At 71.6% G+C, this 26,985-nt stretch carries 26 protein-coding genes; 17 read left to right on the top strand and 9 right to left on the bottom strand.

Annotation, left to right across the window (positions count from 1 at the left end; genetic code table 11):
* The first annotated feature begins 79 nt into the window (after positions 1-79).
* From OYE22_RS08945 to OYE22_RS08895, 11 genes are all read left to right on the top strand, one after another.
* Positions 80-1,414, top strand: coding sequence for an MraY family glycosyltransferase (locus OYE22_RS08945; protein ID WP_277319906.1), 1,335 nt, complete (start codon positions 80-82; stop codon positions 1,412-1,414).
* 383 nt (positions 1,415-1,797) lie between these two features.
* Positions 1,798-2,235 carry a hypothetical protein gene (locus OYE22_RS08940; protein WP_277319905.1) on the top strand — a complete coding sequence of 146 codons (438 nt, stop codon included), beginning with the start codon at positions 1,798-1,800 and terminating at the stop codon, positions 2,233-2,235.
* Between the two features lie 264 nt (positions 2,236-2,499).
* Complete coding sequence (atpB, locus tag OYE22_RS08935; protein WP_277319904.1) at positions 2,500-3,309, top strand: F0F1 ATP synthase subunit A; 810 nt, start codon at positions 2,500-2,502, stop codon at positions 3,307-3,309.
* A 76-nt stretch (positions 3,310-3,385) separates the two neighbouring features.
* Entirely contained in the window at positions 3,386-3,634 is a 249-nt protein-coding gene (locus OYE22_RS08930) for a F0F1 ATP synthase subunit C (protein WP_176164149.1), read from the top strand.
* A 41-nt stretch (positions 3,635-3,675) separates the two neighbouring features.
* Complete coding sequence (locus tag OYE22_RS08925; RefSeq protein WP_176164150.1) at positions 3,676-4,230, top strand: F0F1 ATP synthase subunit B; 555 nt, start codon at positions 3,676-3,678, stop codon at positions 4,228-4,230.
* Complete coding sequence (locus tag OYE22_RS08920) at positions 4,227-5,051, top strand: F0F1 ATP synthase subunit delta (RefSeq protein ID WP_277319903.1); 825 nt, start codon at positions 4,227-4,229, stop codon at positions 5,049-5,051. The genes OYE22_RS08925 and OYE22_RS08920 overlap by 4 nt, the downstream gene beginning before the upstream one ends.
* A 122-nt stretch (positions 5,052-5,173) precedes the next feature.
* Complete coding sequence (gene atpA, locus OYE22_RS08915; protein WP_277319902.1) at positions 5,174-6,745, top strand: F0F1 ATP synthase subunit alpha; 1,572 nt, start codon at positions 5,174-5,176, stop codon at positions 6,743-6,745.
* A gap of 2 nt (positions 6,746-6,747) precedes the next feature.
* Complete coding sequence (locus OYE22_RS08910) at positions 6,748-7,674, top strand: F0F1 ATP synthase subunit gamma (protein WP_277319901.1); 927 nt, start codon at positions 6,748-6,750, stop codon at positions 7,672-7,674.
* Position 7,675: 1 nt separating this feature from the next.
* Positions 7,676-9,130, top strand: coding sequence for a F0F1 ATP synthase subunit beta (atpD, locus tag OYE22_RS08905; protein WP_277319900.1), 1,455 nt, complete (start codon positions 7,676-7,678; stop codon positions 9,128-9,130).
* Between the two features lie 109 nt (positions 9,131-9,239).
* Positions 9,240-9,617, top strand: a complete 378-nt coding sequence (locus OYE22_RS08900; RefSeq protein WP_176164156.1) for a F0F1 ATP synthase subunit epsilon — start codon at positions 9,240-9,242, stop codon at positions 9,615-9,617.
* A gap of 118 nt (positions 9,618-9,735) precedes the next feature.
* Positions 9,736-10,242 carry a DUF2550 domain-containing protein gene (locus OYE22_RS08895; RefSeq protein ID WP_277319899.1) on the top strand — a complete coding sequence of 169 codons (507 nt, stop codon included), beginning with the start codon at positions 9,736-9,738 and terminating at the stop codon, positions 10,240-10,242.
* A gap of 89 nt (positions 10,243-10,331) precedes the next feature.
* Here the strand turns inward: OYE22_RS08895 and OYE22_RS08890 are convergent, their stop codons facing one another.
* The 4 genes from OYE22_RS08890 to OYE22_RS08875 form a co-directional block, all read right to left on the bottom strand.
* Complete coding sequence (locus tag OYE22_RS08890; RefSeq protein ID WP_277319898.1) at positions 10,332-11,021, bottom strand: haloacid dehalogenase type II; 690 nt, start codon at positions 11,019-11,021, stop codon at positions 10,332-10,334.
* A 249-nt stretch (positions 11,022-11,270) separates the two neighbouring features.
* Entirely contained in the window at positions 11,271-13,109 is a 1,839-nt protein-coding gene (locus OYE22_RS08885; protein WP_277324055.1) for a glycoside hydrolase family 18 chitinase, read from the bottom strand.
* A gap of 204 nt (positions 13,110-13,313) precedes the next feature.
* A complete protein-coding gene (locus OYE22_RS08880) occupies positions 13,314-13,973 on the bottom strand; it encodes a response regulator transcription factor (RefSeq protein WP_277324054.1) in 660 nt (219 codons plus the stop codon).
* A gap of 182 nt (positions 13,974-14,155) precedes the next feature.
* A complete protein-coding gene (locus OYE22_RS08875) occupies positions 14,156-15,586 on the bottom strand; it encodes a sensor histidine kinase (protein WP_277319897.1) in 1,431 nt (476 codons plus the stop codon).
* A gap of 195 nt (positions 15,587-15,781) precedes the next feature.
* On the opposite strand from OYE22_RS08875, the gene OYE22_RS08870 reads away from it, so the two are divergent.
* Positions 15,782-16,477 (top strand): hypothetical protein, encoded by a 696-nt coding sequence (locus OYE22_RS08870; RefSeq protein ID WP_277319896.1) that lies wholly within the window; start codon positions 15,782-15,784, stop codon positions 16,475-16,477.
* Between the two features lie 182 nt (positions 16,478-16,659).
* On the opposite strand, the gene OYE22_RS08865 is transcribed toward OYE22_RS08870, so the two are convergent.
* The 3 genes from OYE22_RS08865 to OYE22_RS08855 form a co-directional block, all read right to left on the bottom strand.
* The gene (locus OYE22_RS08865) at positions 16,660-17,247 is read right to left on the bottom strand and encodes a cob(I)yrinic acid a,c-diamide adenosyltransferase (RefSeq protein WP_277319895.1); all 588 of its coding nucleotides are present in this window, start codon (positions 17,245-17,247) and stop codon (positions 16,660-16,662) included.
* 20 nt (positions 17,248-17,267) lie between these two features.
* The gene (locus tag OYE22_RS08860; RefSeq protein ID WP_277319894.1) at positions 17,268-18,035 is read right to left on the bottom strand and encodes an ABC transporter permease; all 768 of its coding nucleotides are present in this window, start codon (positions 18,033-18,035) and stop codon (positions 17,268-17,270) included.
* 189 nt (positions 18,036-18,224) lie between these two features.
* Positions 18,225-19,025, bottom strand: coding sequence for an ATP-binding cassette domain-containing protein (locus tag OYE22_RS08855; protein WP_277319893.1), 801 nt, complete (start codon positions 19,023-19,025; stop codon positions 18,225-18,227).
* Between the two features lie 80 nt (positions 19,026-19,105).
* Here OYE22_RS08855 and OYE22_RS08850 point away from each other — a divergent pair, with 80 nt between their 5' ends.
* The 4 genes from OYE22_RS08850 (at position 19,106) to OYE22_RS08835 (ending at position 24,336) form a co-directional block, all read left to right on the top strand.
* Positions 19,106-19,747, top strand: a complete 642-nt coding sequence (locus tag OYE22_RS08850) for a helix-turn-helix domain-containing protein (RefSeq protein ID WP_277319892.1) — start codon at positions 19,106-19,108, stop codon at positions 19,745-19,747.
* 149 nt (positions 19,748-19,896) lie between these two features.
* Complete coding sequence (locus OYE22_RS08845; protein WP_277319891.1) at positions 19,897-20,748, top strand: 3-hydroxyacyl-CoA dehydrogenase family protein; 852 nt, start codon at positions 19,897-19,899, stop codon at positions 20,746-20,748.
* A gap of 273 nt (positions 20,749-21,021) precedes the next feature.
* Entirely contained in the window at positions 21,022-21,345 is a 324-nt protein-coding gene (locus OYE22_RS08840) for an STAS domain-containing protein (protein WP_176164170.1), read from the top strand.
* A 261-nt stretch (positions 21,346-21,606) separates the two neighbouring features.
* Positions 21,607-24,336, top strand: coding sequence for an ATP-binding protein (locus OYE22_RS08835; protein WP_277319890.1), 2,730 nt, complete (start codon positions 21,607-21,609; stop codon positions 24,334-24,336).
* 105 nt (positions 24,337-24,441) lie between these two features.
* Here the strand turns inward: OYE22_RS08835 and nucS are convergent, their stop codons facing one another.
* Entirely contained in the window at positions 24,442-25,104 is a 663-nt protein-coding gene (gene nucS / locus OYE22_RS08830) for an endonuclease NucS (protein WP_277319889.1), read from the bottom strand.
* A 211-nt stretch (positions 25,105-25,315) separates the two neighbouring features.
* Here nucS and OYE22_RS08825 point away from each other — a divergent pair, with 211 nt between their 5' ends.
* Entirely contained in the window at positions 25,316-25,708 is a 393-nt protein-coding gene (locus tag OYE22_RS08825) for an SCO5389 family protein (RefSeq protein ID WP_187062120.1), read from the top strand.
* Positions 25,709-25,889: 181 nt separating this feature from the next.
* On the opposite strand, the gene OYE22_RS08820 is transcribed toward OYE22_RS08825, so the two are convergent.
* Complete coding sequence (locus OYE22_RS08820; protein WP_277319888.1) at positions 25,890-26,924, bottom strand: LLM class flavin-dependent oxidoreductase; 1,035 nt, start codon at positions 26,922-26,924, stop codon at positions 25,890-25,892.
* Positions 26,925-26,985: the final 61 nt, after the last annotated feature.

Raw genomic sequence — 26,985 nt, 5'->3', positions numbered from 1 at the left:
GTCTTGAAGTTCACAGAACAAGGTCGGACGCGCATAGGGTGTGGGGCTGTGATGGCCAGCGAAACCTCTGGGGCAGCCCGTGCGTGAATACCTGCTGACGCTGTGTGTCACGGCTGCGGTCACCTATCTGCTCACCGGCCCGGTGCGGAAGTTCGCCATCGCGGCCGGGGCGATGCCCGAGATCCGCGCCCGCGACGTACACCGCGAACCCACCCCGCGACTTGGCGGGATCGCGATGTTCGGCGGGCTGTGCGCGGGACTGCTCGTCGCCGCGCATCTGACCAACCTCAAGAGCGTCTACGAGATCTCCAACGAGCCGCGCGCGCTGCTCTCGGGCGCCGGGCTGATCTGGCTGCTCGGCGTGCTGGACGACAAGTGGGGCGTGGACGCGCTGGTCAAGCTGGGCGGCCAGATGATCGCCGCCGGCGTGATGGTCCTCCAGGGCCTGACCATCCTGTGGATTCCGGTGCCCGGCGTCGGCACGGTCTCGCTCACCCCCATGCAGGGCACGCTGCTGACGGTGGCGCTCGTGGTCATCACCATCAACGCCGTCAACTTCGTGGACGGGCTCGACGGCCTGGCCTCCGGCATGGTCTGCATCGCGGCCACCGCGTTCTTCATGTACGCCTACCGGATGTGGTTCGGCTACGGCGTGGAGGCCGCGGCCCCGGCGACGCTGTTCGCGGTGATCCTGATGGGCATGTGCCTGGGGTTCCTGCCGCACAACATGCACCCGGCGCGCATCTTCATGGGCGACTCGGGCTCGATGCTGATCGGCCTGGTCATGGCCGCCGGCGCGATCTCGATCACCGGCCAGGTCGACCCGGACCTGCTCAACTCGTCCGCGGGCTCGGAGCGGGCCGCGGTGCACGCGATGGTGCCCGTCTACATCCCGCTGCTGCTGCCGCTGACGGTGATCGCGGTGCCCGTCGCCGACCTGGTGCTGGCCATCGTGCGACGCACCTGGAACGGCCAGTCGCCGTTCGCCGCCGACCGGGGCCACCTGCACCACCGGCTCCTGGAGATCGGCCACTCGCACAGCCGCGCGGTGCTCATCATGTACTTCTGGTCCGCGCTGATCGCCTTCGGCGCCGTGGCCTACTCGGTCAACTCCGCGAGCGTATGGGTGGTCCTGGCGATCGCCGCGCTGAGCGGCGTCGGCCTGGTGCTCCTGCTGCTGCCACGCTTCACGCCGCACGCGCCGCGCTGGGCGGAGAGCCTGTTCCCGCCCCGCTACCGGCGCGGCCGGCGCCGTGGCGCGCACGCCGCGACCGACGCCCCGGGAAGCGACCCGGAGGCCGTGCCCGACGGGGGCGACGAGCGGGAGCCGGTGCCCAGCGGGTTCCACGGCGCGACCGCCGTCGGCGACCGTTCGCGGCTGCCGCAGCGACGCAAGATCAGCACGCACCGGTGATCCGGACCCGCGCGTTCCGGGGGCCGCGTGGATGCCCGCGCGGTTCGGGATGCGAGGATGCGCACGGCATGGTGCGGGTGCCTCGCGTGGCTCCGCCCGCATCGTGCCTGGTGACCCGAGGTGTCGCTCACATACCAGACTTGCTTGCCGACGTCAGGTGGACGTGACGTAAGTAACTCTTTCGTGTGACGGCCAGCACACTTTGTAGGTAAAGACCTCATCAAATAGTTTGTGATACCGTTCACGAAACCCGGTGCACAGATCCCATGCGGAGATCTCAAGGACCCCAGTGCGAAGGTCCTTTGGGTCCCAGGTCATCCCTTGCCCCGGGCTACGCTCGTCCATGACGACGCCCGCCCTCTCGCCCAGCCGGAGCTGCCGCCATGCAGTCGAATGACGCCCGAATTCTCCTCCATACCGCCGTACCCACCGCTGCCGTCGGCGCCCTCGCCGTGGCGGCCAGCGCCGTGTTCGCGGGTGGCAAGGGGGCGATCGGTGCTGTCTTCGGCGTCGTGCTGGTGATCGCGCTCATGGGAATGGGGCTGGGTGTCCTGCAGTGGGTCGCCAAATCCCTTCCGCAGCTTTTTCAGGGCATTGGACTCGTGTTGTACGTGGTCCAGCTTCTGCTGATGGTGGTTTTTGTCGCCGTCTTCAAGAACGCCACGTTCTTCAACCCCCGGGCGTTCGCCATCACGTTGGTCGTCGCCACCGTCGTGTGGATCGGCGCCCAGGCTCGCGCGCACATGAAAGCCAAGATCTTCTACGTCGATCCGACGGCCCCCGAGGCCAAGAAGTCAGAGACCGCAGGGTCCACGACGTGACACGTAGGGGCGGAATAAATGTCCGCGCGAGCGCCTGCTATCGTCCGGTGCCATCTGCGGCACAGCTGGCGCCGGCGGCTGAACTCCCGTACGTCCCGGGACGCAACCAGCGGCCATCGCGGCAGGTGCCAGCGATCCGCCCCGGCCCAGCGCCGACCAGCTGCCCCCTAATCCGTAAGACCAGTCCAGTGCCGTTCCGTGGCTCCGTGCCGCGCCGACACAACGAGGTTGCCGTACCCATGCGCCACGCTGAAGGAGCTCGCGGTGAGTTCTGACCAGACGCTCGCCTTCGAGACCGATTGCCACATCTTTGACGGGTGCGGCTTCCCGGCCCCAGGGCTTCACTCGTTCACCTTCGACCCGATCTTCACCGTCGGCAGCTTCGAGTTCAACAAGCCGATGCTGTTGGCGCTGCTCGGAACGGTAGCCATCGTCTGGTTCTTCTGGGCGGCCTTCGGAAAGGCCAAGGTCGTCCCGGGCAAGCTGCAGATGATTGGCGAGGCGGGATACGACTTCGTCCGCAAGGGCATCGTCTACGAGACCCTCGGCAAGAAGGAGGGCGAGAAGTACGTCCCCCTGATGGTCTCGCTGTTCTTCTTCGTATGGATCATGAACCTTTGGTCGATCATCCCGGTGGCCCAGTTCCCGGTGACCTCGATCATCGCCTTCCCCGCCGCGATGGCGCTCATCGTCTACGTGCTGTGGATGTACCTCACCTTCAGCAAGCACGGCTTCATCGGCGGCATGAAGAACATCACCGGCTACGACAAGTCCCTTGGCGGGGTCCTGCCGCTAGTCATGTTCCTGGAGTTCATGTCCAACGTCATCGTGCGGCCGTTCACACACGCGGTCCGGCTCTTCGCGAACATGTTCGCCGGTCACCTGCTGCTGCTGATGTTCACCATCGCCAGCTGGTACCTGCTGAACGGGATCGGCATCGCCTACGCGGGCGTCTCCTTCGTGCTGACCATCGTGATGACCGCCTTCGAGCTCTTCATCCAGGCCGTCCAGGCGTACGTCTTCGTGCTGCTGGCCGCCACCTATGTGCAGGGCGCTCTCGCCGAGCACCACTGAGCACCCGCCTCCCCCAGTCCAATAGACGTCCGGTGGCCAACCCCCACCGGTCCGTGAAAGAGAAGGAAGAACCGGCATGTCCGCTCTCCAGACCATTGCTGCTGGTGTCGAACTCAAGGGCAACCTCGGCTCGATCGGTTACGGCCTCGCGGCCATCGGCCCCGGCGTCGGCGTCGGCATCATCTTCGGTAACGGCACCCAGGCCCTCGCCCGTCAGCCCGAGGCTGCCGGTCTGATCCGCGCCAACCAGATCCTCGGCTTCGCCTTCTGTGAGGCGCTCGCCCTGATCGGTCTGGTCATGCCGTTCGTCTACCCGACCAGCTGATCACGGCGTAAAGCCCAGTCGATTCGACGAAAGGCACTGATGTGAACGCCCTGGTACAGATGGCGTCCGAGGAGGCCGAGAACCCCCTCGTCCCGCCGATCCCAGAGCTCGTCATCGGCCTGATCGCCTTCGCAATCGTCTTCCTCTTCCTCGCCAAGAAGCTCCTCCCGAACATCAACAAGGTTCTGGAAGAGCGCCGGGCGTCGATCGAAGGCGGCATGGAGAAGGCCGAGGCCACCCAGGCCGAGGCGCAGCAGGTTCTCGATGACTACCGGGCCCAGCTCGCTGACGCCCGCCACGAGGCCGCGCGCCTGCGCCAGGAGGCGCAGGAGCAGGGCGCCGCGCTCATCGCCGAGATGCGCGCGGAAGGCCAGCGGCAGCGTGAGGACATCATCGCCGCCGGTCACGCCCAGATCGAGGCCGACCGCAAGCAGGCCGCGCTCTCGCTGCGCCAGGACGTGGGCAAGCTCGCCACCGAACTGGCCGGCAAGCTCGTGGGCGAGGCCCTTGAGGACAACGCCCGGCAGAGCCGCACCATCGACCGCTTCCTCGACGGACTCGAGGACAGCGCGACGAAGGCCGAGGCCACGCGATGAACGGAGCGAGCCGCGAGGCGCTGGCCTCCGCACGCGAGCGACTCGACGCGCTGACGGACAGCACGTCCGTCGACGCGGCGAAGCTCGCCGAGGAGCTGGCCGCCGTCACCACGCTGCTCGACCGTGAGGTGACGCTGCGCCGGGCACTGACCGACCCGGCGCAGTCCGGCGAGGCCAAGGCCGACCTGGTGCGCCGGCTCGTCGGCGGCCAGCTCGGCGGCGAGTCCCTGGACCTGGTCTCCGGCATGGTCCGCTCCCGCTGGTCGCGCTCGCGTGACCTGGTGGACGCGGTCGAGGAGCTGGCGGCCAGCGCCGACCTCATCGCCGCGCAGCGCGCCGGCGCGCTCGACGACGTGGAGGACGAGGTGTTCCGGTTCGGCCGGATCGTCTCCTCCTCCGCCGAACTGCGGGCCGCGCTGACCGCCAAGGCCGCTCACCAGGGCGCCAGGGCGGCTCAGGCCGAACTGCTGCGCTCGCTGCTCGGCGGTCGGGCCAACCCCGTCACCGAGCGGCTGGTGATCCGTCTTGTCACCCAGCCTCGGGGACGTAGCCTGGAAGCGGGTCTTGAAGCCCTCTCCAAGCTGGCCGCGGACCGTCGCAGCCGCGTGGTCGCCGTCGTCACCTCCGCGGTGCCGCTCTCTGACCAGCAGAAGCAGCGCCTGAGCGGTGCGCTCGCCCGGATCTACGGGCGCGCGGTGCACCTCAACCTCGACGTGGACCCGAGCGTCCTCGGCGGGGTGACGGTGCGCATCGGCGACGAGGTGATCAACGGCAGCATCGCGGACCGTCTCGACGAGGCGGCCCGTCGGATGGCCGGCTGACCAGCCACCAACTCAACAAGCATTGCTAGCGGCCCGAGTTGGGCCGACTGATGTCCTCTGGGGGGTAGCCCCCAGACCCCCCAGAAAAACTTCGGGCCCAACAAGGAGAGCAGGGAACCCAGATGGCGGAGCTCACGATCCGGCCGGAGGAGATCCGGGACGCACTGGAGAACTTTGTCCAGGCGTACACGCCGGACGCGGCCTCGCGCGAGGAGGTCGGTACGGTCAGCGTTGCCGGTGACGGCATCGCGAAGGTCGAGGGGCTGCCCTCGGCCATGGCGAACGAGCTGCTGAAGTTCGAGGACGGCACCCTTGGTCTCGCCCTCAACCTTGAGGAGCGCGAGATCGGCGCGGTCGTCCTCGGCGAGTTCAACGGCATTGAGGAGGGCCAGCCGGTCACGCGTACCGGCGAGGTCCTCTCGGTAGCCGTCGGCGAGGGTTACCTGGGTCGCGTCGTCGACCCGCTCGGCAACCCGATCGACGGCCTCGGCGAGATCGAGACCGAAAGCCGTCGCGCCCTGGAGCTGCAGGCTCCCGGCGTCATGGTGCGTAAGTCGGTGCACGAGCCGATGCAGACCGGCCTCAAGGCCGTCGACGCGATGACCCCGATCGGCCGCGGCCAGCGCCAGCTCATCATCGGTGACCGCCAGACCGGCAAGACCGCCCTGGCCGTCGACACGATCATCAACCAGCGGGACAACTGGCGCACCGGCGACCCCAAGAAGCAGGTCCGCTGCATCTACGTCGCCGTCGGCCAGAAGGGCTCCACCATCGCCGGCGTGCGCGGCGCGCTGGAGGAGGCGGGCGCGCTGGAGTACACGACGATCGTCGCGGCTCCGGCCTCGGACCCCGCGGGCTTCAAGTACCTCGCCCCGTACACCGGCTCGGCCATCGGCCAGCACTGGATGTACCAGGGCAAGCACGTCCTGATCGTCTTCGACGACCTCTCGAAGCAGGCCGACGCCTACCGCGCCGTGTCCCTGCTGCTGCGCCGCCCGCCGGGCCGCGAGGCGTACCCGGGTGACGTCTTCTACCTGCACTCGCGGCTCCTCGAGCGCTGCGCCAAGCTCTCGGACGAGCTGGGTGCCGGCTCGATGACGGGTCTGCCGATCGTCGAGACGAAGGCCAACGACGTGTCGGCGTTCATCCCGACCAACGTCATCTCCATCACCGACGGCCAGTGCTTCCTGGAGTCCGACCTGTTCAACGCGGGCCAGCGGCCGGCGCTGAACGTCGGTATCTCGGTCTCCCGAGTCGGTGGTTCGGCCCAGCACAAGGCCATGCGCCAGGTCTCGGGTCGACTCCGCGTGGACCTCGCCCAGTTCCGCGAGCTGGAGGCGTTCGCCGCCTTCGGTTCCGACCTGGACGCGGCCTCCAAGGCGTCGCTGGAGCGCGGTAAGCGCATGGTCGAGCTGCTCAAGCAGGGCCAGTACGCGCCGTACTCCACCGAGGACCAGGTCGTCTCGATCTGGGCCGGTACCTCCGGCAAGATGGACGACGTGCCGGTCGCGGACATCCGTCGCTTCGAGCGCGAGCTGCTTGACTACCTGCACCGGGAGCACAAGGACCTGCTGACCTCGATCCGTGAGGGCGGCAAGATGTCGGACGACACGCTCCAGGCGGTCGCCGACGCCATCGCCTCCTTCAAGCGGCAGTTCGAGACCTCGGACGGCAAGCTGCTGGGTGAGGGCTGAGCATGGGCGCCCAGGTACGGGTATACAAGCGCCGCATCAAGTCCGTCACCGCCACCAAGAAGATCACCAAGGCGATGGAGATGATCTCCGCGTCACGGATCGTGAAGGCACAGCGTCAGGTCGACGCCTCCACGCCGTACGCGAACGAGCTCACCCGCGCCGTGACGGCGGTTGCCACCGGTTCCAACACCCGGCACCCGCTGACCACCGAGGTGGAGCGCCCGACGCGGGCCGCCGTGCTGCTCATCACGAGCGACCGCGGTCTGGCCGGCGGCTACTCCTCCAACGCCATCAAGGCGGCCGAGCGGCTCACCGAGCGGCTCACCGCCGAGGGCAAGGAGGTGCTGCCGTACATCGTCGGTCGCAAGGGTGTGGCCTACTACGGCTTCCGTGACCGCGCGGTCACGCAGTCGTGGACGGGCTTCACGGACAACCCGACGTACGCGGACGCCAAGACGGTCGCGGGCCCGCTGATCGAGGCCGTGACCACCGATACGGCCGAGGGCGGTGTCGATGAGCTGCACATCATCTTCACCGAGTTCGTGTCGATGATGACGCAGACGCCGGTCGACGTCCGGCTGCTGCCGCTGAGCATCGACGAGGCCACCGAGCACGCGGAGAAGGCGGGCGCCGGCAAGGGTCAGATCCTGCCGCTGTTCGACTTCGAACCGTCGGCCGAGGAGGTCCTCGACGCGCTGCTGCCGCGGTACGTCGAGAGCCGGATCTACAACGCGCTGCTCCAGTCGGCTGCCTCCAAGCACGCCGCCACGCGCCGCGCGATGAAGTCGGCGACCGACAACGCGGAAGAACTCATCAAGTCGCTCACGCGGCTTGCCAATGCGGCCCGTCAGGCCGACATCACCCAGGAAATCAGCGAGATCGTCGGTGGCGCGAGCGCCCTGGCCGACGCGACCGCGGGGAGTGACTGATATGACCACCACTGTTGAGCCGACCGCTCCTGCCGGCGTGGCCACTGGCCGCGTCGCGCGGGTCATCGGCCCGGTTGTCGACGTGGAGTTCCCCGTCGACGCGATGCCGGAGATCTACAACGCGCTGACCGTCGAGGTCGCCGACCCGGCCGAGGACGGCAAGCTCAAGACGCTGACCCTCGAGGTCGCCCAGCACCTGGGCGAGGGCGTCGTCCGCGCCATCTCGATGCAGCCGACCGACGGCCTGGTCCGCCAGGCCGCGGTGACCGACACCGGCGACGGCATCACCGTGCCCGTCGGTGACATCACCAAGGGCAAGGTGTTCAACACCCTCGGCCAGATCCTCAACGAGCCCGAGGCCGAGAAGGACGTCACCGAGCGCTGGGCCATCCACCGCAAGGCGCCCGACTTCGACCAGCTCGAGTCCAAGACCGAGATGTTCGAGACCGGCCTGAAGGTCGTCGACCTGCTGACCCCGTACGTCAAGGGCGGCAAGATCGGTCTGTTCGGCGGCGCCGGTGTCGGCAAGACCGTCCTCATCCAGGAAATGATCATGCGTGTGGCCAAGCTGCACGAGGGCGTTTCCGTGTTCGCCGGTGTCGGCGAGCGCACCCGTGAGGGCAACGACCTCATCGACGAGATGACCGACTCGGGCGTGCTGGACAAGACCGCGCTGGTCTTCGGCCAGATGGACGAGCCCCCGGGCACCCGTCTGCGCGTCGCGCTGGCCGGCCTCACCATGGCCGAGTACTTCCGCGACGTCCAGAAGCAGGACGTGCTGTTCTTCATCGACAACATCTTCCGCTTCACGCAGGCCGGCTCCGAGGTCTCCACGCTGCTCGGCCGCATGCCCTCCGCGGTGGGTTACCAGCCGAACCTGGCGGACGAGATGGGCCTCCTCCAGGAGCGCATCACCTCGACCCGTGGTCACTCCATCACCTCGATGCAGGCGATCTACGTCCCCGCCGACGACCTCACCGACCCGGCCCCGGCGACCACCTTCGCGCACCTCGACGCGACGACGGTGCTCTCCCGGCCGATCTCGGAGAAGGGCATCTACCCGGCGGTGGACCCGCTGGACTCGACGTCCCGCATCCTGGACCCGCGGTACATCTCGCAGGAGCACTACGACTGCGCCTCCCGCGTCAAGGGGATTCTGCAGAAGTACAAGGACCTGCAGGACATCATCGCGATCCTCGGCATCGACGAGCTCGGCGAGGAGGACAAGCTCACCGTCCACCGCGCCCGTCGTATCGAGCGCTTCCTGTCGCAGAACACCCACGCGGCGAAGCAGTTCACCGGCCTCGACGGCTCGGACGTCTCGCTGGACGAGTCGATCAGCGCGTTCAACTCGATCGCCGACGGTGAGTTCGACCACTTCCCCGAGCAGGCGTTCTTCATGTGCGGTGGCCTGGACGACCTCAAGGCCAAGGCCAAGGAGCTCGGCGTCGCCTGACGCCTGACGTAGTGGGAGGGACGGGTGTGGTCCCGTCCCTCCCGCCACGCCCACTAGAATTCGACCCAACATCCGGCGCACCCGCCGGGTGGAGACCCGAGGAGCCACGTTGGCTGCTGAGCTGCACGTCGAGCTGGTCGCTGCGGACCGGAGTGTCTGGTCCGGCGCGGCCACCTTGGTCATCGCGCGCACCACATCGGGTGACATCGGCGTCATGCCCGGCCACCAGCCGCTGCTCGGTGTGCTGGAGTCGGGCCCGGTGACCATTCGTACGAGCGACGGCGGGACGGTGATCGCCGCGGTGCACGGCGGGTTCATCTCGTTCGCCGACGACAAGCTGTCGGTGCTCGCGGAGATCGCGGAGCTTTCTGACGAGATTGATGTACAGCGTGCCGAGCGGGCGTTGGAGCGTGCCAAGTCGGAGGCGGACGACGCCGCCGAGCGGCGCGCCGAGGTCCGACTGCGCGCGGTGGCGGGCGCGCACTGAGCCAGCCACAGATACGTACGATCCTCAGCCGCGGGCACCGCTGGACCTCGATCCAGCGGCCCGCGGCTGAGGCGATGCAGGTGCGGGATTTCTGGATGACGCGAGGAGGTCGGTGAAGATGGTCCTCGCTCTGCTTGTCAGCGGCGCGGTCGTCGTACTCGTGCTGCTGGGGCTCTTCGTCTTCGGGCTGCGGAGACGACTGATCCAGCGATCCGGCGGAACGTTCGACTGTAGCCTGCGCTGGGACGTGCCGCCGCGCCCGGACACCGCCGCCGTGACCGCCGCCCCCGAGGGCGCCGAGGTACCGCGCACCGACGCGGGGGAGCCGAGCGGCAAGGGCTGGGTGTACGGGGTCGCGCGCTACAGCGGCGACCGGGTGGAGTGGTTCCGCGTCTTCTCGTACGCGCCCCGCCCGCGCCGACTGCTCGAACGGTCGGCCATCGAGGTCATCGCCCGCCGCACCCCGCAGGGCGAGGAGGAACTCGCCCTCCTCTCCGACGCGGTGGTCCTGGCCTGCCGCCACCGGGGAACCCGACTCGAACTCGCCATGAGCGAGGACGCCCTCACCGGCTTCCTGGCCTGGCTCGAAGCCGCGCCCCCGGGCCAACGAGTCAATGTTGCTTAGATAAAGGCGCCTCGTTGGTTGGGGGTACCTCCCAGCGTTAGCTGGGGGGAGGGTCAATGTGGCCCAGGTAGCGCGTGCTTCTCACGTCCTCACCCAGTGGTGAGTTGGTCGGCCAGGGCGGTCAGGCTTTCGGCGTGGAGGTCGAAGGTGTCCGTGGGGGCGGGCGGGTCGCCGACGGGGCGGGCGACGTAGGCGGTGCGCAGCCCGACGGCCTGCGCCGCGCGGAGGTCCCAGGCGTGGGCGGCCACCATCAGGAGGCGCTCCGGCGGCCGTCCGGAGACGGCGGTGGCCAGCTCGTAGACGGCGGGGGCCGGCTTGTACGTACGGGCGTCCTCGGCGGACAGGGCCTGGTGCCAGCGCAGTCCCGCGTGGGCGTTGATGCCCAGCAGCGCCGTACGGCTCGCGTTGGAGAGACCGATCAGCGGGAACCGCTCGGCGAGCCGGGCGAGGCCGGTGGCCGTGTCGGGCCAGGGTGGGAGCTCGCGGGCCGAGCGGGCCAGCGCGGCGACGGCGGTCGGGTCGGTGACGCCCGCGGCGTCGGCGACGAGGTGGGCGGCTTCCCGGTCGAGTACGTCGCTGGGCGCGTAGGGGCGCTCGCCGTCGAGCATGCGGCGCTGTTGGCGCTCGATGTGCCGCTGCCACAGCGTCAGGAGCCGCTCGGTCTCGGCTTCGTCATGGGTGGGGGCGAGTCGGCGCAGGCCGGTCCGGAGGCCGCGGGGTTCGTCGACGAGCGTGCCGAGTACGTCGAAGACGAGGGCGTCGATCTGCGGCTGCGGCATGTGCGGGTCTCTCCCGGGCGAGGGGGCGGGCGGCTGTGGTGGCAACGCCCCCGGCCCTGGTGGGGATTCCCGGGCCGGATCGCTCGTGTGGGAGACGCGGGGCGCGGGCATGGCGAAGGACCGGGAAGGCGGCGGGCGGTGCCGCCTTCCCGGTCCGGTTCGTGGTGGACCCACGCTGTCTGTGGTGCTGGCGGCCCGGCGGGGCCGCCGACGGGCGGGGCCGCGCCGTGGCGGCCCCGCGTCGTGCGACTAGCGCAGGCCGCTGTTGATGGCCGACATCAGTTCGCCGTTGGCGGTGTCGCCGCTGAACTCCCAGAAGAACGAGCCGCCGAGCTTCTGGTCCTTCACGTACGACATCTTCCCGTTGATCGTGGCCGGGGTGTCGTAGCTCCACCACTGGGTGCCGCAGTGGGCGTACGCGGTGCCGCCCACGGTGCCGTTGGCCGGGCAGCGGTCCTTGAGGTCCTTGTAGTCCTCGATGCCCGCCTCGTACTTGCCCGGGCCCGCGCCGGTGGCGGTGCCGCCCGGCTCCTTCTGGGTGACGCCGGTCCAGCCGCGGCCGTAGAAGCCGATGCCGAGCAGCAGCTTCTTCGCCGGGATGCCCTTGCCCTTGAGCTTCTGGATGGCCGCGTCGGAGTTGAAGCCCTCCTTCGGGATGCCCGGGTAGGAGGTGAGCGGGGAGTGCGGGGCCGTCGGGCCCTTCGCGTCCCAGGCGCCGAAGAAGTCGTACGTCATGACGTTGTACCAGTCGGCGTACTGGGCGGCGCCGGCGTAGTCCGCGACGTCGAGCTTGCCGCCGTTGGAGCCGTCAGCGGAGATCGCGGCGGTGACCAGGTTGTTGGCGCCGAACTTGTCCCGCATCGCCTTCATCATGGCGGTCATGGAGTTCGGGCCGCTGGTGTCGCAGGTCAGGCCGCAGGCGTTCGGGTACTCCCAGTCCAGGTCGATGCCGTCGAAGACATCGGCCCAACGCGGGTCCTCGACCAGCTTGTAGCAGGAGTCGGCGAAGGCGGCCGGGTTCTTGACCGCGTCACCGAAGCCGCCGGACCAGGTCCAACCGCCGAACGACCACAGCACCTTGATGTGCGGGTACTGGGCCTTGAGCTTGCGGAGCTGGTTGAAGTTGCCGCGCAGCGGCTGGTCCCACGTGTCGGCCTTGCCGTCGACGCTCTGGTCGGCGGTGTACGCCTTCTCGTAGTCGGCGTAGCCGTCACCGATGGTGCACTTGCCGCCCTGGACGTTGCCGAAGGCGTAGTTGATGTGCGTGATCTTCTCGGCCGAGCCCGAGGTCACCAGGTTCTTGACGTGGTAGTTGCGCTGGTAGACGCCCCAGTTGGTGAAGTAGCCCAGCTTCACGGCGTCGCCGACCGGGGGCTCGCCGCCGTTGCCACCGGTGGTACGCACGGTGCGCGCGCCGCTCGCCGCGCCGAGCTGGTCGGCGGTGTCGCGGGCCTTGACGGTGTACGAGTAGTCCGTGCCGGCGGTCAGGCCGGTGTCGGTGTAGCTGGTGCCGGTGACGGTGGCGATCGTCGTGCCGCCGCGCAGCACGTCGTAGTTCTTGACGCCCTTGTCGTCGGTGGCGGCGGTCCAGCTCAGCTTCACCGAGGTGTTGGTGATCTCGCTGGCGGAGGGGATGCCAGGAGCGCTCGGCGGGGTGTCGCCGGGCTGCGTGCTGCCGTCACAGGGGCCGCCGTTGAGCTTACAGCCGGTCGGCGCGCCGCCGCCGGTGCCGTTGAAGCCGAAGGTGACGCTGGCGCCGGGGGCCAACGTGCCGTTCCAGCTCAGGTTCTTGGCGGTGTAGTGGTTGCCGGAGCCGGTGATGGTGGCGTCCCAGCCGGAGCCGACGGTGGTGCCGGAGGGGACGTCCCACTCGACGGTCCAGCTGTTCAGCGTGGTGTCACCCGTGTTCTTGACGGTCCAGCGGCCCTCGTAGCCGCTGCCCCAGTCGGCCGCCTTCACGTAGGTGGCGGTGGCGGACTCGGCGGCCTGGGCGGGAGAGGCCAGGCCGACGAGCGCGGCGAAGGGGAGCGCGAGCGCGACGAGCGCCGCGGTGGTTCTGTGCCGGGTATGCCGGATGCGTCTGACGATTCCTGATCTCACTGCAGGGGCTCCTGGATACTCGGGTCCGGATGGGGGGTCGTCCGGATATCGGGCTGAGATCTTCGCGAAACGTGCGCCGCCCGGTAAGCCGTCATTGTCATGACACGCTCACCAAAGATGTGAAGGGAGCGTAAGGAGGTCTGGACCACTGGGTCAATAGGTCTGGACCAAAGTGAGATTGGAGGATTCCGGTTACGGCCGTCGCGGGGGAGCGCTCACGCCCCACTCCTGCGCCAGTACCGCGGCCTGCACCCGGCTGCGCAGCTCCAGTTTCGCCAGCAACCGGCTCACGTGCGTCTTCACCGTAGCCTCCGCCATCGTCAGGCGGGTGGCGATCTCCGCGTTCGACAGCCCCTCGCCGAGCGCGCCCAACACCTCGCGCTCCCGCCGGGTCAGCGTCTCCAGGAGGTCGGTGCCGGGCCCGCTGACCGGCTCGGGCGGCCGCACCCGGCCGAACTCGTGGATCAGCCGCCGGGTCACCGCCGGGGCGATCAGTCCCTCGCCACGGGCCACCGTGCGTACCGCGGCCAGGAGTTCGGTCGCCTCGCTGTCCTTGAGGAGGAAGCCCGCCGCGCCCGCGCGCAGCGCGCCGAACACGTACTCGTCCAGGTCGAAGGTGGTCAGGACGAGCACGTCGGCCAGGCCGTCGGCGACGATCTGGCCGGTGGCCGAGACGCCGTCAAGGCGTGGCATCTGCACGTCCATCAGCACCACGTCGGGGCGCAGCTCGCGGGCCAGGGCCACGGCCTGTTCGCCGTCGGCCGCCTCGCCGACCACCCGCAGGTCGGGTGCGGACCGCAGGATCAGCACCAGGCCGGCGCGTACGGAGGTCTGGTCCTCTGCCACCAACACCCGGACGGGCTCGGCGGCATCCGCGTCGGCACCCGTGGCGGTCGCCGACCCGGTACCCGTGGCGGTCCTGGGGTCGGCGACCGCGCCGGCGGTGGGCCCGGGGGCGCCCGTCGGGGCTGGCCGACCGGTCGCCCCCGTGGGGTCCGTCGGCGCCGTCGTGGCGGGTGCGTCGCTGGGTTGGGTCATGGGCGTGTCTCCTCGTCCACCGGCAGTACGGCCCGTACTCGCCAGATCCTGTCCCGGCCGGCCGACTCCGGGCCCGCCTCGAACTCGCCGCCGAGCAGCGTCGCGCGCTCGCGCATGCCGACCAACCCGGTGCCGGAGCCCGGCGCGCGGGGGCCGCCACGGTCGCCCAGCGGGCTGACCACCTCGACCCGCAGTGCCCCGCGCTCCGCGCGGCTCAGCCGCACGCGCACCTGGCCGGGGCCGGCGTGCTTGAGCGCGTTCGTCACCGCCTCCTGCACGATGCGGTACGCGGCCAGCTCGACCGGCGCGGGCAGGGCGCGCGCGTCCGCGCCGGCGGCCGGCGCGGCGTCCGCCCCGGCGTTCGGAGCGAGGCCCGGGGCGGCGCTCGACCCGGTGCGCTCGGCGGTGGGCGCAGGGAGGTCGGCGGCCGGAAGGGGGCCGGCGGCCGGCGAGAGGTCGGCGGTCGTGGGGCGGGCGGCGTCGGGGTCGGCGGCGCGTGCCGGGTCGGGTCCGGCCTGTTCGGACCGTGTCGGGTCGGGGCGCGCCGGGTCCGCCCCGCGTTCGTCGTGGAGCGCGAACGACAGGTCGTTGTCCGCGCCGATCCGCTCGGCCCGGGCGAGCAGTGTCGACAGGCCGTCGAGGGTGGGTACGGCGGTGGGTTCCGCGTCACCGCTGGCGTCGCGCAGCAGCCCGATCAGCCGACGCATTTCGGCCAGCCCCTGCACGCTGTTCTCGCGGATCACGCCGAGCGCCTCGTGGGTCGCCTTGGGGTCGCCGAGCGAGAGGGCGGCCGTGGAGTGGATGGCGATGGCCGACAGGTGGCCGGCGACCATGTCGTGCAGTTCGCGGGCCATCCGGGCGCGCTCGGCGGCGACGGCCTCGCGGCGGTCGAGCTCGGCGAGGAGCGCGGTGCGCTCGGCTTCGAGGCGGGCCGCCTGGGCGGCCTCGCGGTGCGTGCGGATGATCGCGCCGGTCCAGGCGGGGACGATGGTGATCATCGCGGTGGCGAAGCCGAGCAGCAGGGCGGCCGAGTCCCGGAAGCCGACGAGGGTGCCGACCGTGATCAGCGCCGTGATCAGGTAGCAGTCGCGCGGGATGCGGCGGGCCGCCTGCGGCGAGCCGTACAGCACGGCCGCGTACACCAGGTCCGTGAACATCAGCACCGTGGTCACCAGCGTGCCACCGAGGATGTCGAGCGCGAGGGCGCAGGTGGCGATGGTGAGGCCGAGCTGCGGGGCCGTACGCCGCAGCAACTCGGCCCCGGACATCACGAACAGCGCCACCAGCGACAGCCAACCCGGCAGCCCGTAGGCGGCGGGGCTGTTGCGCAGGTCGAGCGCGTAGAGCAGGAGCCCGCAGAGCAGCCCGCCGACGCTGAACAGCACGTCGTGCTCGTGCGGGCGGAACGGGGACCGGCTGCGGGGCATGTCTCCATCACAACACGCAGGTCACCGGCCCGGCGTCCGCTGACGGTCGCGGGTGCGGCCGGGGCGGGTACATCGAAGGATGCAGCGCCCTCTCGTCAGCGGCGACGACGCGCGCGGCCCGGCGGGCGGGGAGTCTGGGGGAGTGGCCCGGGATCACGTCACCGGGCCCTGAGACCGGAAAAGGAGGTCGCTGCCGTGATCGTCACGATGATCGTCATCGCCGAGGTCGGCTTCTGGGTACTGCTGGTCGGCGGCCTGAGCGTGCGCTACCTGCTGCGGCGGCCGCGCGCCGGGGCCGCGATCCTGATGTGCGAGCCGGTGCTCGAACTCATGCTGCTCGTCGCCACGGTGATCGACCTGCGCAACGGCGCCACCGCGGGTACCAGGCACGGCCTGGCCGCCCTGTACATCGGCTTCTCCGTCGCCTACGGCCACTACACGATGAAGTGGGCCGACCGGCAGTTCGCGTACCGCTTCGCGGGCGGGCCGAAGCCGGTCAAGCCGCCGAAGTACGGAATGGCGCGGGCCGCGCACGAGTGGAAGATGTGGCTGCGCACGGCGCTGGGCGCGGGCATCGCGGCCGGGCTGCTCCAACTGGCTGTCTGGTACGTCGACGACCCGGACCGCACGGCGGCCCTGCGCGACACGCAGGCGCCGATGGGCATGGTGGTCGGCATCTGGCTGCTGGTCGCGCTGTCGTACACGCTGTGGCCGAAAAAGGACCCCGCGGGTCCGGCCGGCAGCGCCCCCGACGGTCCCGTCGACGGTGCCCCCGAGGGCGCGGCCGGCAACAGCGGCGGCGGTGGTTACGGCGTCGACGCCGAGCCCGGCGTCGAGCGGCGCCCCGCCTGGCAGCAGGCGGTCGAGCGCGCGACGCACCGCGACCGCTGAGCGGCCGGCCGCCCGGCCGCTGGGCCCGCCCGGCGCGACGGTGGGGCGGCGGGAGCGCGATCCGCCCCGCCCCGACCGGTGCCCATCAGCCGCCCCGCCCCGTACGGCCCCTCGCCCGCGCCCCGTCCGCTACGGCCCTCCCCCGGGGCTCGCGGGGCGCGCGGGGCCGTGGGGCGGGGCCCTCAGCGTTCGCCGCCGGGGACCCAGAGCACGTCGCCGGTCTCCTTGTTCGCGGTGCGGGCCAGGATGAACAGCAGGTCGGAGAGGCGGTTGAGGTACGTCGCGGTGAGCGGGTTCATGCTGCCGCCCTCATCGGCGACGCCGTGTTCCTCGATCGCCGCCCAGGTGGAGCGCTCCGCGCGCCGCACCACCGTGCACGCCTGGTGCAGCAGCGCGGCGCCCGGCGTGCCGCCCGGCAGGATGAAGCTGCGCAACTTGTCGAGGTCGGCCAGGAAGGTGTCGCAGTCCGCCTCCAACTGGTCGATGTAGGACTGCTCGACCCGCAGCGGCGGGAACTCCGGGTTCTCCACGACCGGTGTGGACAGGTCGGCGCCCACGTCGAAGAGGTCGTTCTGGACGCGTACGAGTACGCGTACCAGCTCGGCGGGGAGCGAGCCGAGGGCGATGGCCACGCCGATGGCGGCGTTGGCCTCGTTGGCGTCGGCGTAGGCCGCGATGCGGACGTCGGTCTTGGCGGTGCGGCTCATGTCGCCGAGCGCGGTCGTGCCCTTGTCGCCGGTGCGGGTGTAGATGCGCGTCAGATTGACCATGGGGCGAGCCTAACCACCGGTCAGGCGCCGGCGGAGGTGAACACCCGGGTGCCGATGGTCACGGCGATGACCGAGAGGGCGGCGCCCACCAGCGTCCCGTAGAGCATCTGCGAGCTGACGAAGTCGCCGACGAACGCCGCCCGCACCGCGTCCACCAGATAGCGGAACGGTATGAGGTGGGAGAGCACGTCCAGCCAGCCCGGGGCCAGCGTCATCGGCAGCATCAGCCCGGACAGCAGCATCGCGGGCATGGTCAGCGCGTTGATGGTGGGCCCGAACTCCTGCGGCGTGTTGACCCTGAGGGCCAACGCGTACGACAGCGAGGCCAGCGACACGGTCAGCAGGGCCACGAACGCCAGGCCGATCAGCACGCCGCCGACCGGTGCGCGCAGCCCCATCACCAGCGCGGCGAGCACCAGCAGCACGGCCTGGAAGACGAACACGGCCGCGTCCCGCAGCACCCGGCCGAGCAGCAGCGCGAGCCGGCTCACCGGCGTCACCCGCATCCGCTCCAGCACGCCGCTCTGCTTCTCGATGAGCACCGCGAAGCCGGCGAACGAGGCGCCGAAGAGGCCGAGTTGGAGCAGCAGTCCGGGTACGAGCACCTGCCAGGAGTCGCCCTTGGAGCCCAGCGGCAGGTCGGTGAGCAGCGGGCCGAAGAAGAGGAGGTAGAGCAGCGGCATCAGGATGCCGAAGAGCATCTGGAACCGGGAACGCAGGGTCTGTCGGGCGTACCGGCTGAAGATCAACGCGGTGTCCGAGCACAGGGCGGACAGGGTGGCGGCCATGGGTGGGCGCTCCTCGCGGAGGTGAGGTGGGTCGGGTGCGGGCCGGCCGGGGTCGATGGGCGGACCGGGTCAGGTGGGCCGGCCGGGTTCAGATGGGCCAGGTGGCTCAGGTGGCTCAGGTGGGGCCAGAGGGGCCAGACGGCTCAGGCAGGTCGGGCGGGCCAGGCGGCTCAGGTGGGGCCAGGCGGCTCAGGCGGTGGTGGAGGCCGTCGCCGTGGGGAGGTCGGGGGCGTCGGGGGCGATGCCGTGCCCGGTGATGGCCAGGAAGGTGTCCTGGAGCGTGGCGTCGGGCGAGCCCGTGTGGCGCTGCTTGAGGTCGCGTGGGGTGCCGTCGGCCACCACCACGCCACGGTCCACGATGACCAGCCGGTCGGCGAGCGCGTCGGCCTCGTCCAGGTAGTGCGTGGTGAGGACGACGGTGGTGCCGTGCTCCGTACGCACCCGGCGCACCAGCTCCCACAGGTCGGCGCGGCTGCCGGGGTCGAGACCGGTCGTCGGCTCGTCCAGGAAGAGCACCGCCGGCCGGTGCGTGAGGCCCATCGCGATGTCCAGGCGTCGCCGCTGCCCGCCGGAGAGGGCGCCGGCCTTGCGGTCGAGCAGGTCGGTGAGGCCCAGGTCGGCGGCCAACTCGGCGGCCCGCGCGACCGCTTCGGCCCGGGGCAGACGGTAGAGCCGGCCCTGGGTGACCAGTTCCTCGCGGACCGTCAGGTTCGGATCGACGCCACCCGACTGGGCGATGTATCCGCTCGCGCGCCGTACTCCGGCCGGGTCGCGGACCAGGTCGCGGCCGGCGACGGTGGCGGCGCCGCCGGTGGGCGGCAGGAGCGTGGTGAGCATGCGCAGCGTGGTGGTCTTGCCGGCGCCGTTGGGCCCGAGGAGGCCGACGATCTCGCCGGGGCTCACGGTCAGGTCGATGCCCCGTACGGCCGCCACCGGGCCCTTGGGGGTGGTGAACGTCCGGGCGAGGCCGACCGTGCTGATGATTGCCATGCCCACAGAAAAACAGAGTCCCTTAAATTTTGCAATCACTCCAAGTTTGGTGAGTATCCAGCCAGGCTTACGATGGGGGCATGGCTGAGGGGCTCAGGGAGCGGAAGAAGCGGCAGACGCGGCAGCACATCTCGGACGTGGCCACCGGGCTCTTCCTGGAGCGCGGCTTCGACGCGGTGACCATCGCGGAGATCGCCGACGCGGCGAACGTGTCGGTCAACACCGTCTACAACTACTTCCCGGCCAAGGAGGACCTGTTCTTCGACCGCGGCGCGGGCGTGGTGGACCGGCTGCCGCGCTACGTGCGCGGTCGCGAGGTGGGGGAGTCCGCCGCGCGCAGCGTGCTGCGCCAGTTCACGGTGGAGGTCGAGACCGCCTCGCCCGCCATCGGGCTGTTCACCGGCTACAGCCAGTTCATGCGGGTCATCCAGGACGCCCACGCCCTCAAGGCGCGGCTTTGGTACCTCCAGCAGGAGGTGGTCGAGGAGGTGGAGAACGTCCTGCGCGAGGAGACCGGCGCCACCGCCGACGACCCGCTGCCGGCGCTGGTGGGCGGTCAGCTCGCCTGGGTGCAGGGCACCCTGATGGGCTTCGTCGGCCGCCGGATGATGGCCGGCGGCGAGGTCGCCGAGGTCTCGCGCGAGGCGCTCGGCCTGCTGGACGAGATGGAGGACCTGCTGAGCGAGCGCGTCCTCAACTACGCGGTGCGCCCGGCTCCGTGACCGCCGGCGGTGTGAGGTCCGTCATGTGAGACGTGACGCGCATCTCTTCCCCTGCCCCCGGGGCCCTGACGCCCGCTAAGGTCCGCCTCAAAGCCGAAAAATCCAGTGTGGTGGGGGCGCCGTGGCCCCCGGCAGGTAAGGGAGACGCAGTGGCCAAGAAGCTCGCCGTCATCGGGGCCGGACTGATGGGGTCCGGTATCGCTCAGGTCTCGGCCCAGGCGGGCTGGGACGTCGTTCTGCGCGACGTGACGGACGCCGCTCTGGCGCGCGGCAAGGACGGCATCGAGGCGTCGTACGCGAAGTTCGTCTCCAAGGGCAAGCTGACGGCCGAGGACGCCGAGCGGGCGCTGGCCCGCATCACCACCACCACCGACCTGGACGCCGCCGCCGACGCGGACATCGTGGTCGAGGCCGTCTTCGAGAAGATCGAGGTCAAGCGCGAGATCTTCGCGACCCTCGACGGCCTGGTGGGGGACGAGACGATCCTCGCCTCCAACACCTCGGCCATCCCGATCACCAAGATCGCCGCGGCGACCTCGCGCCCGGAGCGGGTCGTGGGCACCCACTTCTTCTCCCCGGTCCCGCTGATGGCGCTGTGCGAACTCGTACGCGGCTACAAGACCAGCGACGAAACCCTCGCCGCCGCCCGCGAGTTCGCCGAGGGCATCGGCAAGACCTGCGTGGTCGTCAACCGCGACGTGGCCGGCTTCGTCACCACCCGCCTCATCTCGGCGCTCGTCGTCGAGGCGGCCAAGTTGTACGAGTCCGGCGTGGCCAGCGCCGAGGACATCGACATCGCCTGCAAGCTCGGCTTCGGCCACGCGATGGGACCGCTGGCCACCGCCGACCTCACCGGCGTGGACATCCTGTTGCACGCCACCGACAACATCTACACCGAGTCGCAGGACGAGAAGTTCGCCCCGCCGGAGATCATGCGCCGCATGGTCGACGCGGGCGACATCGGCCGCAAGAGCGGCCGGGGCTTCTACCCGCACGACTGACCCGCCGCCGGCCCGCGCGCCGGTCCCGACACGCTGTGCGAGGTGTCGAGCCGCGCGCGGGTGGGCAGTTGGCCTTCCACGCACACGGGCGCCGCGCCCCCGGGAAGCGGCGCCCGCCGTGCCATCGACAACCACAGACAGGCCCGCACCCCATGGGCCCACTCCATGGGGTGAATTCGGTATCGGTTCGCTTACGGGCGGCAACTTTGCCGTATGAGAGGCAGTCAGTTGTGTAGATATACGACCACAACGACGCACCATCGGGGAGCGCATATGCACATCAAGGGCGACCACGCCGAGCTGGTCGTCGGGGGCCGACTCGACATCCGCAGCGCGGCGGACGCCCGTACGGCCTTCCACACCGCCGTGGACGGCGGTGGCGGAGACCTCGTGCTGGACCTCTCCGGACTCGACGCCTGGGACGCCACCGGGCTCGGCGTCATCATGGGCGCCCACCGCAGGGCCGGCCGCGTCGGCCGGCGCCTGGTGCTGCGCGGCGTGCCGCCCCAGATGCAGCGCCTCCTGGTCGCCACCCGACTGCACCGCATCCTGGCCATCGAGGGCGGCCTGGAAGTCGAATCCCTGCCCCGGGTGTGAGGCGGCGGGCTCCGCGCCCCCGCCCCCGGCGCGGCCGGCTTCGGGGCCGCGGCCGTGAGCGGCCGCGCGCCGGCTCGCCCGCCGGGTCGGCGCGGCACCGGCGGGTCAGCGATACTGGGCACAGGTCCGACGTTCGGCGAGCGCCGCTGACCATGCCAGGCGGACACCGGACGGCCGCGCCGGCCGGAGCGCCCGCCCGAAACCGGCACGCGCGGACCAGCCCGCTGACCACACGGCACGCAGCTCTGGGGGGCTTTCACCATGGACCCGACGCACCGCGGGCCGCACGAGCACGGTCACGACGCTCCGGACGCCGCCACCGGCGGCCCACGGCGCACGCCACACCGAGGCCCGCAACCGCCCGCCATCGGCCCCCACGACCGCGACCGCGCCGGGGCGTCGTCGACGCCGTCGCCCGGCATCGCCCGCACCGCCCAGCTCACCTCCGGCGACTACCTGCTGACCGTCAACCCCATCGACGGCAGCGAGATCGAGCAGTGCCCACCGGGCAGCCCGCACCGATCGACCGCGCCGCGCCGCCACACCCGTGAGGAGCGCGCCGAACTGCGCCGCGCCCAGGCCGTCGCGCGCTCCACCGTGACCGCCGGCTCAGGTGCCATCGCCGCCGGCACCGCCCACCGCGAGCTGCCGCTGCTGGACCGCGAGGAGGAACGGGACCGGCTGATACGGCTGTTGACCCGCGGCCGTTCCGTACGGCTGACCGCCCCGTCGGGCGCCGGGCGCAGCGCGCTGCTCGACGCGGTCGCCGACGGCTGCGGCAACCTCGCCCCGGACGGCGTGATCCGCCTCTCCGGCTACCACCGCACGCCCACCGACCTGCTGCACGCCCTGTGCGCCACCGTCTACCGGATGCCCACGCACCGCCCGGACCGGGCCGAGCTGTTGGAGCTGGCGCGGGACATCGGGGCCGTGGTCATCGTGGACGACATCGAGTTCGACGGGCCGACGCTCGACGACTTCCTCGACGCCACGCCCGAGTGCGCCTTCCTGATATCGGCCACGCCGGAGGTGTCGGCCCCGTCCCCGGGCGCCTACCTGGAGGAGGTCGCGCTCGGCGGCCTCAGCCGGGCCGCCTGCATGGAGCTGCTGGGCCGTCTCGTGCGCCGGCCGCCCACCGACGAGGAGGCGGCCTGGGCGGCGGACCTGTGGTTCGAGTCCGAGGGGCTGCCGCTGCGGTTCGTACAGGCCGCGGCGCTGCTGCGGGGCCGCGACCAGGCGGCCGGCCGGCCCGCCGAGCCGGCGGCCGACCCGACCGCCGAGCCGGGGCCCGGCGCCACGGGGCCGGACGGGGACGCGAACGCCGCCGTAGAGGCCCACCCCGACACCGACCCGGACCCCGCCACCGCCGCGCCGCGCGTCCCCACCCTCACCGAGGGCGTGGCCCCGGCGGCGTTGCTGGCCGACCTGGTCAGCGCGCCGGCCCGGGAGACCCTGCGGTACGCGCTGGCCCTGGGCGGGGAGTGCCCGCACCCGGCCCACCTGCCCGCGCTCATCGGCGACCCGGGGGCCGACGCCGCCGTCGCCGAACTCATCGGCTGCGGCCTGGTCACCCCCGCCGGCGACCACTACCGGCTGGTCACCGGCGTCGCCGCGCAGCTCACGGCGGCCGGCCTCGCCGACGACGCGGCGGCCCGCGCCCTCACCGTGGCCCAGCACTACGCCTGGTGGGCCGGCCACCCCTCGGTGGCCGCCAGCCGGGCGACGGAGGAGGCGGACGCCATCCTCGGCGCGCTCGGCGCGCTGGTCGCCGCCCGCGCCGGTGCCCGTGGCACCTCGGAGGCGCCGCCGGCGGCCGGGGACGGCGGCGGGCAGCGCGTGGGGCAGCTCAGCGCGGCCGTGCTGCTGGCGCGGACCGCGGCCCCGGCGTTCGCGGCCGGGCTCGGCTGGGGCGCCTGGGAGCGCTGTCTGCGGTACGGCCAGGAGGCCGCCAGGCTCGCCGGCGAGGTGGCCGAAGAGGCGTACTTCCATCACGAGTTGGGCGTGCTCGCCCTGTGCACGGGCCAACTCGACCGGGCCCGCGCGGAGCTTGAGGCGTCCATCTCGCTGCGCGGGGTGCTCGCCGACCGGCGCGGGGCCGTCGCCGGCCGCCGGGCCCTGGCCCTGGTCGTGGACCGCACCGGCATCTCGGCACCCGGCGGCCTGGACACCCTCGGCGAACTCACGGAGGGCGAGGGCGGCGCCGCCGCGCCGGCCGCCGGCGAGGCGGTGGGCGGTGACGCGAGCCCGACCGACACGACCGTGATCGTCCCGCGCCAGGACGCGGACGACACGCTGCGCAATCCGGCGGTGGCCCCGGCCACCGGCGGGGGCGACCGCACGGGCGGCACGCGCGGCGGCTGGCGGGCGTCGGTGCGCAAGCTGCCCCTGCTGGTCGGGGCGCGCCGGAACGCGGCGGCCGTCGGCGCCGGCGTGGCCCTGGTGGCCGTCCTCGGAACGGTCGTCACGCTCGGCGCCACCTCGGGCGGCGACGAGTCGCCGGAGCGCGTCACGCCCCGGCACAGCACGCCCCTGCGCGACGAGGGCGACGAGGAGCGTGCCGCCGACGAGCCGCGCCGTGACACCGGCCCGAGCACCACCGGCCCCGGCGCGACCACCGGCCCGGGCGCCTCTGGCGCGCCGAGCCCGTCGGGCTCCACCGGCGCCGGCCAGTCCCCGGGCGCCTCGCCCTCCGACGGCGGCCCGACCACGGGTGGCCCGTCACCGACGGGTGACCCCACGGACGGCACGCCCACCGACCCCTCGACCCGGCCCACCAACCCGACGACCCGCCCCACGAACCCGCCCAGCACCAGGCCGACGGACCCGCCCACCACCAGGCCGACGGACCCGCCGACCGACCCGCCGACCGAGCCGACGGACCCGCCGAGCACGGCCCCCACCACGGTGGACCCGCCGCAGTCGCCGACCCAGATCACCAGCGACCCCGGCACCGGGTCCCCGGCCACCGACCCGACCAACCCGAGGGTCTGACCGGCGGGGGAGCGGGGTTCCGGGCCCGCGCGCGCGAGCGGCCCGGCGCGAGGAGTGCGCCGGGCCGCTCGGCCGTACGGGACGCGGAGCCGGTCCGCGGGGTGCCTAGAACAGGCGCAGTTTGTCGTCCTCGATGCCGCGCAGCGCGTCGTAGTCGAGGATGACGCAGCCGATGCCACGGTCGGTGGCGAGCACGCGGGCCTGCGGCCGGATCTCCTGGGCCGCGAAGACGCCCTTGACCGGGGCCAGGTGCGGGTCGCGGTTGAGGAGTTCGAGGTAGCGGGTGAGCTGCTCGACGCCGTCGATCTCGCCGCGCCGCTTGATCTCCACGGCCACCGTCCCGCCGTCGCCGTCCCGGCACAGGATGTCCACGGGGCCGATGGCGGTGGGGTATTCGCGCCGAATCAGGGTGTAGCCGCTGCCGAGGGTTTCGATGCGGTCGGCCAGCAGCTCCTGGATGTGCGCCTCGACCCCGTCCTTGATCAGGCCCGGGTCCACGCCCAGCTCGTGCGAGGAGTCGTGCACCACCTCCTCCATGGTGATGATGAGCTTCTCGCCCCCCTTGTTCACCACGGTCCACACGTTGTCCTCGCCCTCCTTGAGGGTGCAGGGCGGAGACATCCAGTTGAGGGGTTTGTAGGCCCGGTCGTCCGCGTGGATGGACACGCTGCCGTCGGCCTTGACCAGGATCAGCCGGAGCGCGGAGGGGAGGTGAGCAGTGAGCCGGCCCGCGTAGTCAACGGAGCAGCGGGCAATGACGAGACGCATGGTCGGCAACGCTACTCGACGCCGCCCCGTCCACGCGATTCGTCCCCGACCGGCCCCTTTCCCCGTTGGCTGGTAGTGAGTGCAACGTCCTGGTGCGGGCACGGTGGCCCGAACTACCGTTGAAGCAGTGGGTCGCCGCACGAGTACGCTGCGTCGCGGCTCCCGCCCTCATCCGCCAGGCCCCGACCCCGGGGTCACGAGAGGAGAACCCATGTCGCTCGACGTCTCACCGGCCCTGCTCGAACAGGCCGAGCGAGGCGAGGTCGACGAAGCGGAATTCGTCGACTGCGTCCGGACCTCCCTGCCGTACGCCTGGGAGATGGTCAGCTCTTTGGTGGCCCAACTCAAGGTGGACGGCGGTGAGTTCGCCGACAACCAGGTGCCGCCGCCGGACGAGCAGGCGCGTGGGCAACTGCTGCGCGCGCTCGCCAGCGACGCGATACGCGGCTCGCTGGAGCGGCACTTCGGGGTTCGGCTGGCGTTCCAGAACTGCCACCGGGTCGCGGTCTTCCCACTCGACCCGTCCGCCGACGACCGCCTCGCCCGCTTCACCTCCGTCCGGGGACAGCTCCTGAACCAGTCCCCGGAGTTGCGCGACTGCTGATGCGCTGTCGCGGCCGCCCCGCAGGCGCACGGTGCTCGACCGGTGCGGGGCGGCGAACCCCCTCTGCCCGCGACGCGTACGGGGCGCGCGCCCTTCGGGCCGCGAGCCGGCCGGGAAGGCCCGGGCCGGGCCGAGGAGGCCGCGGGGGCGCGGCCACCGTCGGCCGTGGCGCGGCGCGGCGTCAGCTACAGCGCGGCAGTACCTCCTCGCCGAGGCGCCGCACGTTCTCCTCCGTGCCGGTCAACTCGCCACAGCCCTCGACCAGGAAGGCGAACCGCTCGATGCCGGTGCGCTCGGCGCTGGCCGCGAGCAGGTCGGCGCACAGCGCGGGCGGGCCCACCGGGTGCAGCGAGCACAGCAGCTCCGTGTAGGCCCGCGGGTCGCGCATGGCCCGCTGCCGCCCGTCCACCGTCACGTACGCCCCAAGGCCCCGCCGCAACCAGCCCGGCATCGCCTTGCGCAGCGACTCGGCGGCGTCCTCGCGGGTGTCGGCGATCTGCATCACGCCGGTGGAGACGTGCGGGGCAGCCGCGACGGTCTCCGGCGGGTGGCCGGCGGCGAGCGCCGTCGCGCGCCACAGCGCGACCATCTCCGCCTTCTCGTCGTCCCCGCAGTGCATCCCGAGCAGCATGGGCAACCCCCGCTCGGCGGCCAGCCGGACGCCGCGCGGCGACACGCACGCGACGATCACCGGAGGCCCGTCCACGGGCTCACCGTCCAGGAACTCGTCCGCCCGCGGTACGACGGGCACCTCACGAAAGGCGTACCGCTCGCCGGCCGCGCCGACGGACGGCTCCCGCAACCAGCGCAGCAGCAGGTCAAGCGATTCGGGGAAGTCCTCCTCGTACGCCCCGAGGCCGGTCCCGAACACCTCCAGGTCGACCCAGGGCCCGCCGCGCCCCACGCCCAGCGTGAACCGGCCACCCGTGGTGAGGTGCAGCAGCGCCGCCTGCTCACCCAGCGCGACCGGATGCGTCGTGGACAGGACGCTCACCGCGGTGCCGACGCCGATCCGGCGGGTGCGCCCGAGCACCAGCGCGGCGAGCGTGGTGGCGGACGGGCAGACGCCGTACGGAATGAAGTGGTGCTCGGCCAGCCAGACCGCGTCCAGCCCCGACTCCTCCGCGACCTCGGCGGTCCGCACCGCCCTGCGAAGTGCTTCCCCCTGCCCCTGGCCCGGGAACTGTCCGGCCAGGACGAATGCTCCAACGCGCATCGCTCTGCCTCCTCTTGCAGCCTCGCGACCGACGTGGCCCCCCGAAGGCATTAACGCCTGT

It is taken from the genome of Streptomyces sp. 71268 (assembly GCF_029392895.1).
Lineage (GTDB): Bacteria > Actinomycetota > Actinomycetes > Streptomycetales > Streptomycetaceae > Streptomyces.
The sequence above is the reverse complement of the archived record's forward strand: the minus strand, read 5'-3'. Positions and strand labels throughout refer to the sequence as shown.

What these genes read in the sequence shown, in the direction of transcription:
- OYE22_RS08875 (WP_277319897.1), bottom strand. Translation starts at nt 15,586, where the DNA reads ATGCCCCGCAGCCGGTCCCCGTTCCGCCCGCACGAGCACGACGTGCTG.
- OYE22_RS08825 (WP_187062120.1), top strand. Translation starts at nt 25,316, where the DNA reads ATGTCGCTCGACGTCTCACCGGCCCTGCTCGAACAGGCCGAGCGAGGC.
- atpA (WP_277319902.1), top strand. Translation starts at nt 5,174, where the DNA reads ATGGCGGAGCTCACGATCCGGCCGGAGGAGATCCGGGACGCACTGGAG.
- OYE22_RS08865 (WP_277319895.1), bottom strand. Translation starts at nt 17,247, where the DNA reads ATGGTCAATCTGACGCGCATCTACACCCGCACCGGCGACAAGGGCACG.
- OYE22_RS08910 (WP_277319901.1), top strand. Translation starts at nt 6,748, where the DNA reads ATGGGCGCCCAGGTACGGGTATACAAGCGCCGCATCAAGTCCGTCACC.
- OYE22_RS08860 (WP_277319894.1), bottom strand. Translation starts at nt 18,035, where the DNA reads ATGGCCGCCACCCTGTCCGCCCTGTGCTCGGACACCGCGTTGATCTTC.
- OYE22_RS08940 (WP_277319905.1), top strand. Translation starts at nt 1,798, where the DNA reads ATGCAGTCGAATGACGCCCGAATTCTCCTCCATACCGCCGTACCCACC.
- OYE22_RS08890 (WP_277319898.1), bottom strand. Translation starts at nt 11,021, where the DNA reads ATGCCGCAGCCGCAGATCGACGCCCTCGTCTTCGACGTACTCGGCACG.
- OYE22_RS08835 (WP_277319890.1), top strand. Translation starts at nt 21,607, where the DNA reads ATGGACCCGACGCACCGCGGGCCGCACGAGCACGGTCACGACGCTCCG.
- OYE22_RS08855 (WP_277319893.1), bottom strand. Translation starts at nt 19,025, where the DNA reads ATGGCAATCATCAGCACGGTCGGCCTCGCCCGGACGTTCACCACCCCC.
- OYE22_RS08895 (WP_277319899.1), top strand. Translation starts at nt 9,736, where the DNA reads ATGGTCCTCGCTCTGCTTGTCAGCGGCGCGGTCGTCGTACTCGTGCTG.
- atpD (WP_277319900.1), top strand. Translation starts at nt 7,676, where the DNA reads ATGACCACCACTGTTGAGCCGACCGCTCCTGCCGGCGTGGCCACTGGC.
- OYE22_RS08930 (WP_176164149.1), top strand. Translation starts at nt 3,386, where the DNA reads ATGTCCGCTCTCCAGACCATTGCTGCTGGTGTCGAACTCAAGGGCAAC.
- nucS (WP_277319889.1), bottom strand. Translation starts at nt 25,104, where the DNA reads ATGCGTCTCGTCATTGCCCGCTGCTCCGTTGACTACGCGGGCCGGCTC.
- OYE22_RS08850 (WP_277319892.1), top strand. Translation starts at nt 19,106, where the DNA reads ATGGCTGAGGGGCTCAGGGAGCGGAAGAAGCGGCAGACGCGGCAGCAC.
- OYE22_RS08820 (WP_277319888.1), bottom strand. Translation starts at nt 26,924, where the DNA reads ATGCGCGTTGGAGCATTCGTCCTGGCCGGACAGTTCCCGGGCCAGGGG.
- OYE22_RS08840 (WP_176164170.1), top strand. Translation starts at nt 21,022, where the DNA reads ATGCACATCAAGGGCGACCACGCCGAGCTGGTCGTCGGGGGCCGACTC.
- OYE22_RS08920 (WP_277319903.1), top strand. Translation starts at nt 4,227, where the DNA reads ATGAACGGAGCGAGCCGCGAGGCGCTGGCCTCCGCACGCGAGCGACTC.